Annotated in this window: 12 protein-coding genes; 5 read left to right on the top strand and 7 right to left on the bottom strand. The window is 61.1% G+C overall.

Annotated features, from left to right (window positions below; translation table 11 throughout):
- Positions 1-37: 37 nt before the first annotated feature.
- The 3 genes from ligA to smc form a co-directional block, all read right to left on the bottom strand.
- Positions 38-2056, bottom strand: a complete 2019-nt coding sequence (gene ligA, locus AC52Q4_RS08380) for an NAD-dependent DNA ligase LigA (protein WP_495536384.1) — start codon at positions 2054-2056, stop codon at positions 38-40.
- 108 nt (positions 2057-2164) lie between these two features.
- Positions 2165-3046, bottom strand: coding sequence for a cell division protein ZipA (gene zipA, locus AC52Q4_RS08375; protein WP_495536335.1), 882 nt, complete (start codon positions 3044-3046; stop codon positions 2165-2167).
- 90 nt (positions 3047-3136) lie between these two features.
- A complete protein-coding gene (gene smc, locus AC52Q4_RS08370) occupies positions 3137-6649 on the bottom strand; it encodes a chromosome segregation protein SMC (protein ID WP_495536334.1) in 3513 nt (1170 codons plus the stop codon).
- A 186-nt stretch (positions 6650-6835) separates the two neighbouring features.
- On the opposite strand from smc, the gene queF reads away from it, so the two are divergent.
- The 5 genes from queF (at position 6836) to AC52Q4_RS08345 (ending at position 12488) form a co-directional block, all read left to right on the top strand.
- Positions 6836-7222, top strand: coding sequence for a preQ(1) synthase (gene queF / locus AC52Q4_RS08365; protein ID WP_495536333.1), 387 nt, complete (start codon positions 6836-6838; stop codon positions 7220-7222).
- Between the two features lie 201 nt (positions 7223-7423).
- Complete coding sequence (cysZ, locus tag AC52Q4_RS08360) at positions 7424-8200, top strand: sulfate transporter CysZ (RefSeq protein WP_495536332.1); 777 nt, start codon at positions 7424-7426, stop codon at positions 8198-8200.
- 223 nt (positions 8201-8423) lie between these two features.
- The gene (gene gluQRS / locus AC52Q4_RS08355) at positions 8424-9308 is read left to right on the top strand and encodes a tRNA glutamyl-Q(34) synthetase GluQRS (protein ID WP_495536331.1); all 885 of its coding nucleotides are present in this window, start codon (positions 8424-8426) and stop codon (positions 9306-9308) included.
- A gap of 194 nt (positions 9309-9502) precedes the next feature.
- The gene (acs, locus tag AC52Q4_RS08350) at positions 9503-11440 is read left to right on the top strand and encodes an acetate--CoA ligase (RefSeq protein WP_495536330.1); all 1938 of its coding nucleotides are present in this window, start codon (positions 9503-9505) and stop codon (positions 11438-11440) included.
- Positions 11441-11474: 34 nt separating this feature from the next.
- A complete protein-coding gene (locus tag AC52Q4_RS08345; protein WP_495536329.1) occupies positions 11475-12488 on the top strand; it encodes a YheT family hydrolase in 1014 nt (337 codons plus the stop codon).
- A 52-nt stretch (positions 12489-12540) separates the two neighbouring features.
- Here AC52Q4_RS08345 and AC52Q4_RS08340 read toward each other — a convergent pair whose 3' ends face one another.
- The 4 genes from AC52Q4_RS08340 to narH form a co-directional block, all read right to left on the bottom strand.
- On the bottom strand, positions 12541-13125 hold the full coding sequence (locus AC52Q4_RS08340) for an exonuclease domain-containing protein (protein ID WP_495536328.1): 585 nt from the start codon (positions 13123-13125) through the stop codon (positions 12541-12543).
- Positions 13126-13626: 501 nt separating this feature from the next.
- The gene (gene narI, locus AC52Q4_RS08335) at positions 13627-14319 is read right to left on the bottom strand and encodes a respiratory nitrate reductase subunit gamma (protein WP_495536327.1); all 693 of its coding nucleotides are present in this window, start codon (positions 14317-14319) and stop codon (positions 13627-13629) included.
- A gap of 12 nt (positions 14320-14331) precedes the next feature.
- Positions 14332-15102 (bottom strand): nitrate reductase molybdenum cofactor assembly chaperone, encoded by a 771-nt coding sequence (locus tag AC52Q4_RS08330; protein WP_495536326.1) that lies wholly within the window; start codon positions 15100-15102, stop codon positions 14332-14334.
- A 25-nt stretch (positions 15103-15127) separates the two neighbouring features.
- Positions 15128-16663, bottom strand: coding sequence for a nitrate reductase subunit beta (gene narH, locus AC52Q4_RS08325; RefSeq protein WP_495536325.1), 1536 nt, complete (start codon positions 16661-16663; stop codon positions 15128-15130).
- Positions 16664-16709: the final 46 nt, after the last annotated feature.

The raw sequence follows: 16709 nt of genomic DNA, 5'->3' as shown, positions 1-16709 counted from the left end.
CCGTTCGGCGGCGCCGCGGAAGTGTTCGGCTAATCGCCTATTCATCCACGATCAGTTGCCGAAAAGCGGTTTCGTCCAACATAGTGACTCCGAACTGCAGTGCCCTCTCCCGCTTCGCGCCTGGACTGCTGCCGAGCACGACGTAGTCAGTGTTTCTCGAGACGCTGCTGGTGACCCGGCCGCCAAGGGACTCGATGCGTTTCTGTGCTTCGTCCCGCGTGTAGCCCTCAAGTGTACCCGTCAGGACAAAGGTCTTCTCGGCGAGCGGTTGGCCTTTCCCTGCAGCAACCGGGGGCTGCCAGTGAACCCCCGCCTGAAGTAACGCATCGATGACCTGATGGTTGTCCGGCTGTGCGAAGAAATGCGTGATATGGCGAGCGACTATCGGACCGATGTCGGGAATCTGCGTGAGTCGCTCCTCGCTGGCCTCCAGCAGTGGCGTTAGGTCGCCGAAACCCAGCGCCAGCTGTTTGGCCGTAACTTCGCCGACCTCGGGTATGCCCAGCGCAAAAAGAAAGCGGGCAAGGGTCGTCTCGCGGGAGGCGTCAATGGCTCGCAGCAGATTATCCGCCGATTTGGTTCCCATACGCTCCAACTTCATCAGCGGGGCCCGCTCGAGCGTGTAGAGGTCGGCCACCGTCGCCACGAGCCCTTGGCGGACCAGTTGCTCCACTCGCTTCTCGCCCAGACCATCTATGTCCATGGCACGGCGCGAGGCGAAATGCACGATCGCGCCCACGCGCTGCGCGGCACAGAAAAGCCCGCCGATGCAGCGGTGTGCCGCCTCATCCTCCAGACGTATGATCTCCGAGCCGCAAACGGGGCAAGTTCGCGGCATGCTCCAGGACTGAGCGCCTTGCGGGCGCTTCTCGCGGATCACACCGAGGATCTCTGGAATGACATCGCCGGCCCGGCGCAGCATGACCGTGTCGCCTATATGCACGTCCTTGCGCCGCACCTCATCTTCGTTGTGCAGCGTCGCATGACGCACAACCACGCCGCCGACCTGCACGGGCTCGAGCTCAGCGACCGGCGTGATAACGCCCGTGCGTCCGACGGAGGGCTCGATATCGAGCACGACGCTGCTCGCCTCGCGCGCCGGAAGCTTGTAGGCAACGGCCCATCGCGGCGCGCGCGCAGTGAAGCCGAGGCGCTGTTGGCTACTCAGATCGTTCACCTTGTAGACGGCACCGTCGACCTCAAAAGGCAGCGTTTCGCGCAGCTCGAGGAGGCGCCGGTAATACTTCAGGCATTCCACTGCCCCGGTCACCACCTGGACCCGCTCATAGACGCGAAAGCCCCAGTCGCGCATCCGCTCCAGAACCTGCGACTGGCGCTCCGCAATTGCCTTGCTGCACTCGCCGATACCGAATATGAATAGGGTCAACGGCCGGCGTGAAGTGACTCTCGGGTCAAGCTGGCGCAGGCTCCCGGCCGCCGCATTGCGGGGATTCGCGAAGAGACGTTCACCGGCCTCGAGGCGCTGGGTGTTGAGGCGCTCGAAATCCGCCTTGCGAATCACGATCTCGCCGCGTACCTCGAGCCACTCAGGCCAACCCTCGCCGCGCAGACGCAGCGGAACCGTGCGCAGCGTGCGGATATTGGCAGTGATGTCCTCCCCCACGTAGCCATCCCCCCGCGTGCCGCCTTGCACTAGCCGCCCGCCTTCGTAGCGCAGATTGACCGATAGACCGTCCAGCTTGGGTTCTGCCATATAGGCAACCGCGTTTGCCCCCAATCGCTCCCGAACGCGGCGATCGAAATCGCGGATTTCGCCCTCGTCGAAGGCGTTATCCAGAGACAGCATGGGAAGACCGTGGCGTGCCTCGCCGAATGCCTCGAGCGGCTTAGCGCCCACGCGCTGGGTCGGTGAATCCGCGGTGACCAGTTCCGGATGTTCGGCCTCGAGGGCCTGCAATTCACGAAGCAGGGCGTCGTAATCGGCATCGGCCACAACGGGATCGTCGAGCACATAATAGCGATAATCATGGTGCTCGATCTCCTCGCGCAACGCAGCGGCACGTCGCTCGGCTTCGGCCCGTTCAACGCTCGCCATGGCTAACGCGGTCTCCGCCATCTCGATATTAGACATCGGCGCACACCGGCGGCGCCTCGCCCATGCCTGCCAATCAGAGCTCGATCCGCCCTCGGCTGCCGCCGGCGCTCACCGGGCTTGCCGAGCCGCCAAGTGCGCCCGACGCCGGTACTCGATCAAAACCTCACGAATATGCTCGATGGACTGGTGGGTAACATCACAGCGGCGTCCATCGAGCAGGTGGCCGCCTAGCCGCTCGGCCACGGCGCGCGCCGTGGCAAGCATCTGCTCGAATGTGGCCAGCCCGTCATACGGACCGGGCAGGCGCATGAAAAATGCGATTCCGGGGGTATTGAACTCAGCGATACGGTCCAGATCGAACCAGCCGGGTTCGAGAATATTCGCGGCGCTGAACAGCACACGGGGGCTGTCGTGTGTGTCCAGCGAGCGATGAAAAATCTCGTGTTCGCCGAAGTGCATACCGGCCGCCTCCAAGGCGTCGACCAACTCCGGCCCCGCAAACCGCTCGTCCTCCGGCGGCGCAACCAGATTGATGACGACAAGCTTCTCCTCGCCACCATGTCTTGGCTTGCTTTGCGGCTCGGGCTCGGGCTCGGGTTCGGCTTCCGGCTCCGCGCCCCTTGCCCGGGCGCCGAGCAACGACGCCAATCTACCTTCGCGACGTTCGGCCCGTTGACTGAATGCCGGTGGTGACGGACTCGTATCCTCGCCCGCGCGGCTCGCGCACGGAACGCTCGAAGCGTCATCATCGGCAACCGAATCCGCCCGCGTTCCGCGAACCTCTTCCTGGCGCTCACTGATCAAGCTGTCCAACTCACTGAGGGTACCCTCGATATCCTCGCGCGAGAGGGCATCATCGGCAAAGGGCTCAGGCTTGCGCCGCCGCCAGGGGGGTCCCTCATCACGCCATTCCTGAATTCGACCGTAGCCGTACACCAGCACAATGACCAGCAAACCCAGAATCAGCAACAGCCAGCGAAGCTCTTCCATGGATACGTCCCGGTGATTTTGACTATCTCCGTACCCTTGCGATTTCACAGACTGCACCCGGCGCGGGCGAACCTCAACCCCTTAGTCGATTCAAACCGCCGCCAGCTCTGCAGCCCGAGCCAGATCCACCGCCACCAATCGCGAAACTCCGGGCTCGTTCATAGTAATGCCGAGCAGGTGACTGGCCGCCTGCATGGTGGATTTGTTGTGCGTGACCATAATGAACTGGACACGCTCGCTTTGCTCTCGGAGCATGTCGCAAAAGCGGCCTACGTTGGCCTCATCGAGCGGCGCATCGACTTCGTCGAGCATACAAAACGGCGCGGGATTGAGCTCGAACAGAGCAAAAATCAAAGAGACGGCGGTCAGCGCCTTCTCGCCGCTCGAGAGCAGCTGAATGCTCGTGATCTTCTTGCCCGGTGGCCGCGCCATGATCGTGATCGCGGCCTCCAAAAGATCCTCGCCGGATAGCTCGAGATGAGCCTGGCCGCCACCGAAGAGTCGGGGAAACAAAACCCGCAACCTTTGGTCGACCTGCTCGAAGGTCTCCTTAAAGCGCCGCCGGGTCTCCTGCTCGATGTGGCGGATAGCGCTATCCAGCGTCTGCAGCGCAACACGAAGATCACCGTGCTGGCGCTCGAGGTAAGCCTTGCGCTCTTCCAAGTCCCGACATTCGTCAATCGCCGCGAGGTTGACAGGCTCGATGCGGTTGATCTGGCCCTCTAGGCGGCTTAGCGCCTCGGCACAGGCCCGTTCTGTCAACTCCGGATCCAAGCCGGTTGTTACCGTCTCCCGGTCATATCCAAGCTCGTCGAGTTGCTCAGCCTGCGTCTGCGCCCGGAGCTTCAACTCCTGCTCGCGCAACCGTACGGTTTCCAGAGAGCTGCGTAGCTCGGCCACGCGCTGGCTTGCCTCGCTCCGCCGTGGTTCGCGCTCGCGAAGCGCGCGCTCAGACTCATCGAGTTGCGCTCTCGCCTCGAGCAACCGCTCATCGAGCGCCGGCCGCTGTGCCGCCAAGCGTTCACGTTCACTTTCGAGCTCGGCTTCGGGCAGATCCTGCTTTCCTAGCGCTTCGTCAAGCTCGCCATCCCGCATCAGCAACCGTTGACGCCGCTCTTGCAACCGTATGGCGGACTCTTCCAGTGCTGTGCGTGCCGTCGTCACGCTTTGCTCCTGCAGGGAAAGCTCATGACGCCGCGACTGCAACTCATGAAAGCGTTCTTGTTCTGTGGCGAGCTGCTCTTGCAGGCGCTCGCGTTCCTCTCTGTGCGATGGCCGCTCACGAGCGAGTGACTCGCTACGCTCCGTCGCCTCTTGGAGGCGCTCGCCGGCAGATCGTATTGCCGTGGCCGCATCCTGCCTGGCCGCGGCAATCTCCGCCCGCTCCTGATCGATGGCGACGCGCCGCTGTTGAAATTGCTTACGGCGATGCTCGAGGCTCTCCACCCGGGCACGGATGCCGGTGAGGTCTCCCTGGAGGGCCGCCAGCGCCTCACGGCGCGCCTCGAAACCCGACTCCGCGCCGGTTAGCTTCGAGCATAAATCCGCGTATTCGGCGCGCCGCAGCGTCAAACGCTCCTCCCAATCAGCAACGCCGGCATGCAGCGACTCGAGCTCGCGCTGGCGCGCGATCGCCCCCTCGGCGGGGTTGTTGGTTCCCGGCACGCGCAACCATCGTCGACCCAGCCAGGTCCCGTCCGGCGTAACGATGGACTCATGCGCCTCGAGATCCGCCGCCAGCGTGCACGCCGAACTCAGATCATCGACACAGTAAACACGACCGAGCAGATCGTCCAAGGCCCACGGCGCACTCACCTTGTCCCGCAACGCCGGGGTGGATCCCAGCTGCGGGCTCACAGGCGCTTCGTCGGGCCCTGGCCTGAACAACATCACGGCTCCCGCAGAAGGCGGCCTCCCCGCCTCCTCACCCACCCATGCGCATTCAGTAACAATGGCCTGCAGGGCCGAGCCCAGAACCGTCTCCACGGCAAGCTCCCAACCCGGCTGCACTTCGACCGATTGCGAGAGCCGGGGCTCACTAGCGAGCTCGACACGTTCAAGCCAGCTGCGCAGCGCTTCATCCTCGCCCAAAGCGGCTTGCTGTATCGTCTCCAGCGAGGTGAGTCGGGCTCGGTCACGATGCACCGCCTCACGGATCTCATCTATCGCGGTGCTGAGCTGCACCATCCGCTCACGCACCCCGTCGATTTCCTCCTGTTGCGCTTGATGATCCGCCTGCAGCTCGTCTCTCTGCTCAAGCAGCACGCGCTCGCGCTCATCGAGCGCCTCCAGCTCCGCCTGTGGATCATCGCCGAGTAATCGCTCCGCTTCCTGCTGCAAGCGCTGATCGCGCTGGGCAAGTTCAGCGCAGCGCTGCTCCAGCTGATCGATTCGGGCACGCTCGACTTGCACCACTCGCAACGCTTGCGCCGCATCGTCGCTGAACCGATCCCAGCGGTGGCGCCATTCTTCGAGCTGATGCTGCAATGACTCAACCGCTTCCCGCGCCACCTGCTCGGCCGCCACCGCCTCGTTTACCGCCGGCGCGAGCTCGTCGTGCTCCGCCTTCAGCTTCGCCAGCTTCTCACCATCCTCTTCCAAGCTGCGTTCGACCTCGGACAACGCCTCGCGGTTTCGCTCCAGCTCCTGGCGACTCGCCTCCCGCATCTCTCGTCGATGCTGTATCTGTTGCTCGAGCCGCGTGATCTCGCTGGCAGCAGCGTAGCATTGAGCCTGCAGCTCATTGACACAGTCGTTGCCCTCCACGTAACGGGCGCGGTACTGCTCGACTTCGCTGTCCAATTCCCGTTGCCGAGCGAGCCCTGCCTCGAGCTCACTTTCCTGGGTCGAGCGCTGGCGAAGCACACTCTCCTGCTCTCCGATCAAGGCCTGCAATCTAAGCGCATAAAGTTGGGCTTGGCGTTCGCGGTGTTCGACCTTCAGCGCGCGATAGCGCTCCGCCGCCTGCGCTTGACGCTTGAGCTTGTCGAGCTGACGCCCCAACTCGCTGAGAATGTCGTCCAGACGCCCAAGGTTTTCCAAAGTATCGTGCATCCGGCGCTCGGTCTCTTTGCGCCGTTCCCGGTAGACTGAAATACCGGCGGCCTCCTCCAGGTGCGCGCGGAGCTCTTCCGGGCGGGCCTCGATCAGGCGGGCAATCATGCTTTGCTCAATAATGGAGTAGCTGCGTGGACCGAGACCGGTACCAAGGAAAACGTCAGTTATGTCTCGACGACGACAGCGAGTCCCGTTGAAATAATAGGCTGATTGCCCCTCGCGATTGACCTGACGGCGAAGGGAAATCTCATTATAGGCGGCGTATTTACCGCCGATGGCGGCATCCGAATTGTCAAAGACAAGCTCGATGGAAGCGGTGCTCACCGGTTTACGGGACTCGGAGCCATTGAATATGACATCGACAATGGACTCGCCGCGCAGATATTTCGCGGAACTCTCGCCCATGACCCAGCGTACTGCGTCAATTATATTGGACTTGCCGCAGCCATTGGGTCCCACGACCCCGACGATATTTCCGGGCAATGGGACGGTCGTTGGCTCGACGAAGGACTTGAAACCGGCCAGCTTGATCTTGCTCAGACGCATCGGATTCCATTCTTATAAGCTGCTGCCGATACGGCAGATTGGGGGCCGCCAACCTTTAGCGGCCAGCTCGGCCAACGCCGTCGTTCACGCTGCTGCTCACGGAAGCGACGCGGTACGCTGGTTCCAGCACATGGCAGACAGTATAATTTTATTTTCCCAGAAGCTCGTATGGCGTTGTGGAGATCGATGGCTACGCCGAACCCGGAATTGATCACGTTTGCGAATCCGCAGCCAGAACGTGACTATACACTTCATATACGAATTCCGGAGTTCACCTGTCTGTGCCCCAAAACCGGACAGCCGGATTTCGCCACACTACATCTCTACTATGTCCCGGATCAGCATTGTGTGGAGCTCAAATCGCTCAAGCAATATATTTGGTCATACCGGGACGTCGGCGCTTTTCATGAGGCGGTGACCAACCGCATCCTCACCGATATTATCGAGGCGCTCGGCCCGCGCTTTGCGCGACTGACCGCCGAATTCAACGTAAGGGGTGGCATCTATACCACGGTCGTCGCGGAGCATCGTCAGGCGGGCTGGCAGCCTCCACAGCCCGTTCAGTTGCCTTGAGCCCCGGGGCGCCGCGCCCGCCCCCCACCGCAGCGCTCGGTAGCCGGCCTTGCTTTACTCCAGGCTGGGCGGCATCGTGGCGGGCGGGTTCAGGGATAATGGCATGCCCTTCACCCCCCAGCTCGGGCGTATCGAATCGATCGCCAGCGCTCCGGCGAACAAGCAAGTTATCGGCTGCCACCCTATCCATATAGGCGCATCATGTTGACGGATTTTCTCCGCGGTATCACCTATGTTCCCCAGGGCTTCCAGCTCCTTACCGCCAGAGGACTGCGGCGTTTCGTACTGCTACCCATCGCAATTAATGTGCTGGTGTTCGCCGGCTTGTTCTGGTGGGGTGCCGAGTCGTTCCACGCATTGCTGATGTGGCTTCTGCCGCCGGCAACACCGGCCGAACATAGCGGGATGTTCAGCCAAGTGCTGATTTTTTTGGAAGGAACCATCCGTTGGCTGCTGTGGCCCATTTTCCTGCTGGCGGCGGTGGTGGTGATGTTTTACACGTTCACGGCCCTTGCCAATCTAATTGGCTCCCCCTTCAACAGCCTGCTCTCCGCCCGGGTAGAGCAGCATGCGACCGGGAAGGCCCCGCTGGATACACCAAGCGGTGCAGCGTTTCTCGTTGAAGCGCTCACCGCAATCACCGACGAGCTGCGCAAAATAGCCTATTTCGCCCTGCTCGGCATACCCCTCATGATTCTGTTCATTATCCCGGTCGTGCAGATCGTGGCGCCGTTTCTTTGGGGCCTTTTCGGCGCTTGGATCATCGCTCTGGAATATGTTGACTACCCCCTAGGCAATCGGGGTGTGCCGTTTCGCGAACAGCGGCGCATGACCCACGAGCATCGACTACTCCATTTGGGATTCGGCGCCGGAGTGCTCTGCATGACCATTATTCCGTTTGTTAACCTGGTGGCCATGCCCACCGCGGTAATCGGCGCAACCCTGCTGCAGGCGGATATCAGAAACCGTACCGTATAAGCGAGCAACGCCGCAATGACCAACCCCAGCGATTGCGCGCCATAAACGTGTCTGGCTGCGATTTCTCGTTACTCATGATGCCCGGCTGGCGCGACGGTCAGTCGCCGACGTTTCATATCGATTCGAGTTCCCGGCATGTGAACAAGCGCCGTGGTTTGCTTGACATCAAGTAATGCGCTGCGAACACGTTGACAGGCAACCGCCGGTACCGCACCGTCGGAGGATGTACTGTGGACGTTTTGCGCCGAGCCCGACGGGAGCGCTGCACTTCGGCTCGCTGGTGGCCGCCTTGGGGAGCTGGCTGGATGCACGCGCCCACAACGGCCGCTGGGCGGTGCGCATCGACGATCTCGATCGTCCACGCGTCGTGCCGGGTGCCGACAGTTCGATATTGAGAACGCTGGATCAATTCGGTTTGTGCTGGGACGGTCCGGTGGTCTACCAAGGTCAGCGTGAGGACGCTTATCGCGCGGCGATTGAACGCCTGCAAGTCAGCGGGCTGGCCTTTCCTTGCGGGTGTTCACGCAGTGACATTCGGCGCGCCGGTCGCCTCGGCGCAGCGGGACATATCTACCCCGGGACCTGTCGCGCCGGCCTGCCTGCCGGGCGCTCGGCGCGTACGTGGCGCATGCTGAGCCGCTCTACTCCGATTCATTTCCGGGATCGCAGCCGCACCGGCATCCAGCGAGTGAGCGTGGAGCACACGGTCGGCGACTTTGTGATACGCCGGGCGGATGGCCTGTGCGCCTACCATTTGGCCACCGTAGTGGACGATTCCGCTCTCGGGGTGACCGACGTCGTGCGTGGTGGCGATCTATTGGATTGCACACCACCACAGATTCTCCTCCAGAAGAGCCTCGGCCTGCCGAAACCACGTTACCTGCATCTGCCAATTGCCGTTAACGCCCTGGGCAAAAAGCTGAGTAAGCAGACGCATGCGCCGCCGGTTGATCCGCGCCGGGCCGGCTCATGGCTGTTTAGCGCATTGACGTTTCTCGGTCAGAGCCCGCCGGCCGAGCTGCGGCTTGCTCCGCCAAAGGATCTATTGGAGTGGGGGTTGCGGCACTGGCCTGTTCCAGCCGCTAACGGACTCGGCTACGGCTCGTAGTCCGTAACGGGCGGAGCGGGCACTCCGAAAACGCGTATTCAGCTCTGCTAATCTGATTAGGGGTGGTTCCGCCAGGCGAGTGCGGATCGATTGCCAGTTTATGGCAACCGTATAGGGCGCGCACGTCGTTTGACGACTCACAAAGCGCCGCCAGCTACTATCTGCGGATACATCCAGTACGGAGGAGAAGCAGGATGTCCGAATCAAAAGTGTATCCGGTTCCCGCCGCCGTCGCCGAGCATGCGTTCGTAAACCACAATCAATACGAGCAGCTTTACCGGCGCTCGATCAACGATCCGGAAAGCTTCTGGGCCGAACAAGCCGGTACGTTTCTTACCTGGTTCAAGCATTGGGACCGCGTCTGCTACGCCGACCTGAAACAAGGCGATATCCGGTGGTTTGAGGGCGGTACACTCAATGTCAGTTACAACTGCCTCGATCGGCACCTTGATTCCCGTGGCGATCAAACCGCCCTGATCTGGGAGGGTGACGAGCCGGACGATGACAAGCGCATCAGTTACCGCGAACTGCATGAGCAGGTCTGCCGCTTCGCCAACGCGCTCAAAGCGCGCGGCGTCGGCAAGGGGGATCGGGTCTGCATTTATCTGCCGATGATTCCTGAGGCCGTCGTAGCGATGCTCGCCTGCACCCGCATCGGCGCGGTGCATTCCGTGGTGTTTGGTGGTTTCTCCTCGCAAGCGCTTTGCGATCGAATACGGGACTCGGATTGCCGCACTTTGATAACCGCTGACGAAGGCGTGCGCGGCGGGCGGACGATCGCGCTGAAAGAAAACGCCGATCGCGCCCTGGAACGATGCCCTCACGTCAATACGGTATTCACCGTCCGGCGCACCGGCAGTGACGTTGCGTGGGTGGAGGGACGTGACCTCTGGTACCACGACGCATTGGGCGAAGCCGCCACGGAATGCCCAGCTGAGCCCATGGACGCCGAGGACCCCTTTTTCATCCTTTACACGTCCGGTTCCACCGGGAAACCCAAGGGCGTGCTCCACACGACGGGTGGCTACCTGCTCCAGGCTGCTATGACGCATAAGTTCGTTTTCGACTACCACGAGCAGGAAGTTTATTGGTGCACCGCGGATGTCGGGTGGGTGACAGGACATTCGTATATCGTATACGGACCACTGGCGAACGGTGCGGTGACGCTGCTTTTCGAGGGCGTACCCACTTATCCGGACGCCTCTCGTTTCTGGCAAGTCATCGACAAGCACCAGGTGAACATTTTCTATACGGCGCCCACGGCGATCCGCGCCCTAATGGGTCAGGGTGACGAAGCGGTCAACAGAACAAGCCGTCGCAGCCTCCGCCTTCTCGGCACGGTCGGGGAGCCGATTAATCCGGAAGCTTGGGAATGGTACTACCACGTCGTCGGCGAGAGCCGCTGCCCCATCGTAGACACATGGTGGCAAACGGAGACCGGGACGATCATGATCTCCCCGTTGCCCGGCGCAACGGATCTCAAGCCCGGATCAGCGACCTTGCCTTTTTTCGGCGTTGAACCGCAACTGCTCGATAACGAAGGCAACGTGGTGGATGGGCCCGGAGAGGGCAACCTGTACATTGCCCGGGCTTGGCCAAGCATGATGCGAACCGTTTACGGCGACCACGACCGGTTTATTAGCACCTATCTCAGTCAATACCCGGGCATGTATTTCACCGGCGACGGTGCCCGGCGTGATGAGCACGGCTACTATTGGATTACGGGCCGTGTCGACGACGTCCTCAACATATCCGGCCACCGCATGGGCACAGCGGAGATCGAGAGTGCCCTGGTTCTCCACCCCGCCGTCGCGGAGGCCGCCGTGGTGGGTTATCCGCATGAGATCAAAGGTCAGGGCGTCTACGCTTATGTCACTCTCGTGAAAGGCAATGCCCCCTCGGACGCCCTACGCCAAGAGTTGACCGACCTGGTACGCAAGGAAATCGGCGCAATCGCTAAGCCGGATATCATTCAATGGGCACCGTCTTTGCCAAAGACGCGCTCAGGGAAAATCATGCGCCGCATCCTGCGCAAGGTCGCCGCCAACGAGTTGGAAAATCTGGGAGACACCAGCACGCTCGCTGATCCGTCGGTCGTAACGAACCTGATCGACAACCGTGCGCACCAGTAATGCCTTGCCATAACCAACGCCCCGACAAGGCGGGTTGAAAATATTGCCGGGTGACGCGTTGCGCAAGACAAGCGCCACTGATAATACCGTATCCCGCTTTGAGCCCGCCTGGTGGTTACCTGGAGGACATTGCCAGACGCTTTGGCCCGCACTGGCACGCCCGCGGCCTAAAGTCCCCGTCCGGCGTCAGTACGTCACGCTCCCCGACGACGATTGTGTCAGCTTGGTCTGGGGACCTCACCAGCATGGTCCAGTCGTACTGATCCTGCACGGGCTCGGCGGTTGCGCTAGCTCTCCTTACGCGCTTGGAATGCTCCGCGTACTGAGTCAAAACGCTCTGCAAGGAATTGTCATGGAGTACCGCGGCGTCGGGTCGCCCCCGAGCCGCGGCGGTCCTCTGTACCATGCCGGTGCCTGGCAGGATCTTCGAGCCGTCGTTCACCAATTACGCCGGATCCTCCCGGAGCGCCCCATCGCAGTGGTCGGCTTCTCGCTTGGAGCCAGTATCCTGCTCAATTGGCTCGTTGCCGATTCTAACGCGCCCGTAGCCGCCGCCGTCGCTATCTCTACACCCCTTGATCTCGCCACCTGCGCCCAGGCCCTGAACCGGCGTTCCGCCCGCATCTACCAATGGGATCTATTGCGCCACCTAAAGCGCCTTGTACTTGCCAGATTTCCCAAACTGGAAACCGCACCGATCCCCATTCCGCCAATGCACACCATCCACTCGTTACGTGCCTTTGACGAGCGAATCACCGCACCGCTGCATGGCTACATTGACGCCGCCGATTGCTATCAGCGCTGCAGTTGCGGCCCTCACCTAGAAGGAATCAAGCACAATACGTTAATGATCCACGCGAAGGACGACCCTTTCGTCCCTCCGCCAACCTTAACCCGTGTCCACCTTTCACCCGCTGTCCAACTGGAGATTACCCCTGGCGGTAGCCATGTTGGGTTCGTGGAGGGACGTTGGCCCTGGACGCCTGAATACTGGCTCGAACGACGTGTGATTGCTTACCTCTTGGGCGCTCTGTCAACCACCGGCTGATTTTCGGTCAGAAACTCCCGAGGCTTCGCCACGCGCAGAACTTCACGGCAGACTACGCATCCGGATCGCTAATCACCAGCTCGCCGTGTTCCTGCTCCCACGCAATCAAGTCCGGTTCGATCGCCGCATATACGGCCCCGACGCATTTTGCCTCTGCTTCCGCACCGGCATCCCGCGCCGGTTCTACGTCATAGTGCGCGCAGATTTCCGCCAGCTCGTCACCCGGAACTTCCACAACCCGCGCTAGCATCGACAACGACTGCAGACTGCACTGCTCGTCCAGGTCCCAGCCGCCGCTTTTCCAAGGAGGCAACAGCCTACCCATGAGGTGGGTGAACTCCCTCTCGAGGACAGCGACCTGATCGAGCTCGTAAGCGATGACGGCCCGACCCCGAATAAAGTCACAGAAATACGGCGCGATTTCCGCAAAAAGGGGCTTGTCTGCCAGCTTAGCCGAACTTAGCCCATGGACCTTCAACGCCTCCTCGTCGACTTCAACACCCGGGTTGATGTAGCGATGAAACGTCTCACCCGTCGGCTCGCCATCACGCATCTCTATGCCGGCAATCTCGACGACACGGAATCCTTCCTCAGCCGATATCCTCACACTCTTGATCGATAAAGCGATATAAGCCACGTGCTACCTCCTAAGTCGGGTGAAATACCTTTTGTTCTCGCGCAAGGGTCCCAATCCAATACTGTACCGCACCGCCCTTCAACGTCGCGTGCCGGTCCCGCTTGGCCAATCGGCGGGCATGCCGAACCCCGATCCTAATCGACTCTACATCAAAGTGTCATTCAACACAGGGTATTCCGGATGCGTGTTCCTGCACACGCTTCTTCTTTTGTTCAGAAATCGGAACCCGCTTAGCTTTGCTTTCTAAGTGAGCCTGCCAACCGAATACCTTATGTCTCGCAGAGGCACCCTCTTTGCCGTGTACGCGAATGTACACCCCTTGCCATTGAGCCGCGATCCCGAGTTGACAGTTCGTAACAAACGGAAGCGCCCGCCACACTCGACCGCAAATGCTGAGGATTTACTGCCGAGCCTGGCGGGCGCTGACGCTGTATTGTTGGCTGAATTTGCGACGCACCACCTACAATGACGCGCCCTTTATTGCAACCCAACCACTGTCGTTCAGGAGGTGCGGAACCCCGGACCTGGGCGCGGTGCCCGGTTCCAGATCACGCGCTGGTACGGCCGCCACAGGTAACCGATCGGGAAGGCAACCAAGTGGACCAACCGAGAGAACGGAAACAGCGCAATCAGCAGGAACCCCGTGAAGAAGTGGAGCTGGACCAGGAACGGCAACGCCGTAACGTACTCGGGCTTCGGGCTAAACGTTACAAGCGACCAGAGCCACGGCGCCGTGCTGCTCACGAACCACTCACCGCCCCAGCGATACGACAGCGACATCACGAAGCCGAACGCCATCTGGAACAACAGCAGACCGACCACCACCCAGTCCATGCGCGTGGTGACAACATAGATCCGGCGCGTCGTGAAACGACGCATCATCAGCCAGCCCAGCGCGAGGAAGCCGACCAGAGACAGAATCAGGCCGAGCGACTCAAGCAGGAAGGTCATCGTCGGGCTACCGATAATCGCGCCCCACAACGGTGGAATCAGAAAGGCGATAAAATGCGCCAGCAAGATCAATACGACCGCATAATGCCAAAGCGCGGACCCCCAGAACAGTTTCTGGTTCTCCAGCAACTGCGAGGAAAAGCTCGAATACGAGAACGTATCCGATTTATAACGATAAACGCCCACTAGAATGGCGAGCGCCACCGCGACGTAGGGCAACCCCACAAATATCACATCCGACATCGCTTGCTCCTCTTATAGGTCAGCGCGGCTCGCGGCCGCCTTCCGTCCCGGTTCCCAAAGCAACGGTATCACCCGTGCGAGGGACCGCAGCGGCATTTCATATAAACATCCAGCGCTGCTCGACACTCCCGCCGATTCTTGAACTCCTTCGAGCAGAACGCCACCCTCCACGTTGCCGCCGTGACTGTCACCATGCAGCTCCGTCCCCTCGTCGCCGCTGCCGGGGAGCTCCGGATCGGAGGCTGCACCACCCGGTACCGGGCCGGCCTCCTCTCTCTCCTTTTTAGCCGACCGCCGCCGGCCGCGACCCGCCACGACACGACTCACAGGAACATCCATGCCAGTCATCTTGGCCATCGCCGGTGCCAGGGCCTCGTCGATCAGCTCCCGTCCGAGCGCATCATCCTGATTGGTTCCCAGGAAGGTGAGGAACACCGACATACGATCGGGAAGCTCCGTACCGGCCCAAGTGAACCCATGCTCCGCGTAGAGTTCCTTCAACCGGATCATGAAAATACTACGACGGTAGGTCTCCCCGAACAGGTGATAGCCCACATACGGCCGGCAAACAGGATTGAGGTCGAAATACGCCGTATGCACCTCTTCGAGGTACCCCATGGGGAACTGCGCGACCGTCTCGCGAAAGGCCGCCAAGTCGGCGACCGCGTTTGGTGCACGGTCGCCGATAAGCTCCTCACACTCCGCCACTTGGGCACAGAGCTCTTCTGTCGGGTAGGCCAGGATGGTGCCGAAGAGCGTAAAAACGCGCTTCGGCACTACCATTACTACATTGCTGCTACTCCGCACGTTAGAACCTCCGCGCGGGGGCATCCCTGAAGCCGAAGCCGCCCGCTGCTTTACGGCTGTACGGGTCAAGCGGCGGCAACTCACCGTCCATTGCCCGCTCCCGCTCCATTGGCGGAACAACGAACCGCTCCTCGAAGGTCGGCAGCGATGTCAGCTCGAAGATGGATACGCACTGCTCCGGGGTCAACTCGGCCCGCCGCAATGCCTCCTGGACCTCCTCTTCCTTCTGGTCTCCGACCTGTTCTTGTCGCATGTACATGCGCACCGCCACCAGCTTATGGTAGACCTTATTCATCGCCTCGACGTTGCCAGCGGTGAACAGGCTTGCCATATAACTCATCGGTAGGCGCGCCTGCGCGACGGTGTTGAGGTTCGGCCCGGTCTCGTCTGCGGGCGCCGCCTCCATTCCCGCCGTGGTCTCGTACTGCCCGTCGCGGATCGATGCGATCACCGGCAGCAACGGCGGCACGTAGAAGAGCATCGGCATGGTCCGGAACTCCGGGTGCAGCGGCAACGCCAGACCCCAGCGCTTCACGAACTTGTAAACCGGCGAGTTCTGCGCCGCGGTAACCACTGCGTCACCGATGCCATTGCGCTTCGCACCCGCGATCACTTCGGGGTCATACGGATCCTTGATCAACGCCTTTTGGGCGTCTACCAAGCCATCGTCCGGCGAGCGCGCCGCCTGCTCGATCCCGTCCGCGTCATAAAGCACCATCCCGATATAGCGGATGCGTCCGACACAGGAGTGGAAGCACGCCGGCGGCTGGCCGCTCTCCAGACGCGGGTAGCACAGGATGCACTTCTCCGACTTACCCGTTGACCAGTTGAAGTAGGTCTTCTTGTAGGGGCAGCCGGACACGCACATACGCCATGCGCGGCAGCGATTCTGACTGATCAGGACGATGCCGTCCTCGCCCCGCTTGTAGATAGCACCCGTCGGGCAGGCGGCAACACAGCCCGGGTTCAGGCAGTGGTTACAGATTCTCGGCAGATAGAAGAACACCGTCTGCTCGAGATTCTTCAACGACTGCTGCTCGGAGTCGCTCAACTTCAGGACGTTGGGATCGTTGGCCGCATAGACCTCCGAACCACCCAGGTCGTCGTCCCAGTTCGGACCCGCCTCGAGCGTCTCCATATAATCGCCGGTCACGAGCGAAACCGCACGGGCCGTGGGCTGATCCTCACCCTCGGGGGCATCGAACAGGTTCTTGTAATCGTAGGTCCAGGGCTCGTAGTAGTCGTCCAGCGTCGGCAGGCTGGGGTTGTAGAAGATGTTGGTGAGTGCGCCTGCACGCCCCTGCAGCTTCAGTTTGAGCCGCCCGCGTGAGTCGCGCTCCCAGCCACCCTTGTACTTTTCCTGGTCTTCCCACTGCGTCGGATAACCGGTACCGGGCTTGGTTTCTACGTTGTTCCACCACATGTACTCGGTGCCCTGGCGGTCCGTCCAGATGTTCTTACATGCGATGCTGCACGTATGACAACCAATGCACTTGTCTAGATGGAAAACCATGGAGACTTGGGCTCGAATATCCATCTTTTCTAACCTCCTAGAGATCGCGAACCGTGGCGGCCGCGCGTTG

Source organism: Nitrococcus sp. (assembly GCF_059432795.1).
The sequence above is the reverse complement of the archived record's forward strand: the minus strand, read 5'-3'. Positions and strand labels throughout refer to the sequence as shown.

Excerpts from the sequence above, each read along its gene's own strand:
- gluQRS (WP_495536331.1), top strand. The coding sequence starts at position 8,424 with ATGTACTGTGGACGTTTTGCGCCGAGCCCGACGGGAGCGCTGCACTTC.
- ligA (WP_495536384.1), bottom strand. The coding sequence starts at position 2,056 with ATGGCGAGCGTTGAACGGGCCGAAGCCGAGCGACGTGCCGCTGCGTTG.
- narI (WP_495536327.1), bottom strand. The coding sequence starts at position 14,319 with ATGTCGGATGTGATATTTGTGGGGTTGCCCTACGTCGCGGTGGCGCTC.
- cysZ (WP_495536332.1), top strand. The coding sequence starts at position 7,424 with ATGTTGACGGATTTTCTCCGCGGTATCACCTATGTTCCCCAGGGCTTC.
- smc (WP_495536334.1), bottom strand. The coding sequence starts at position 6,649 with ATGCGTCTGAGCAAGATCAAGCTGGCCGGTTTCAAGTCCTTCGTCGAG.
- acs (WP_495536330.1), top strand. The coding sequence starts at position 9,503 with ATGTCCGAATCAAAAGTGTATCCGGTTCCCGCCGCCGTCGCCGAGCAT.
- zipA (WP_495536335.1), bottom strand. The coding sequence starts at position 3,046 with ATGGAAGAGCTTCGCTGGCTGTTGCTGATTCTGGGTTTGCTGGTCATT.
- AC52Q4_RS08330 (WP_495536326.1), bottom strand. The coding sequence starts at position 15,102 with ATGGTAGTGCCGAAGCGCGTTTTTACGCTCTTCGGCACCATCCTGGCC.
- queF (WP_495536333.1), top strand. The coding sequence starts at position 6,836 with ATGGCTACGCCGAACCCGGAATTGATCACGTTTGCGAATCCGCAGCCA.
- narH (WP_495536325.1), bottom strand. The coding sequence starts at position 16,663 with ATGGATATTCGAGCCCAAGTCTCCATGGTTTTCCATCTAGACAAGTGC.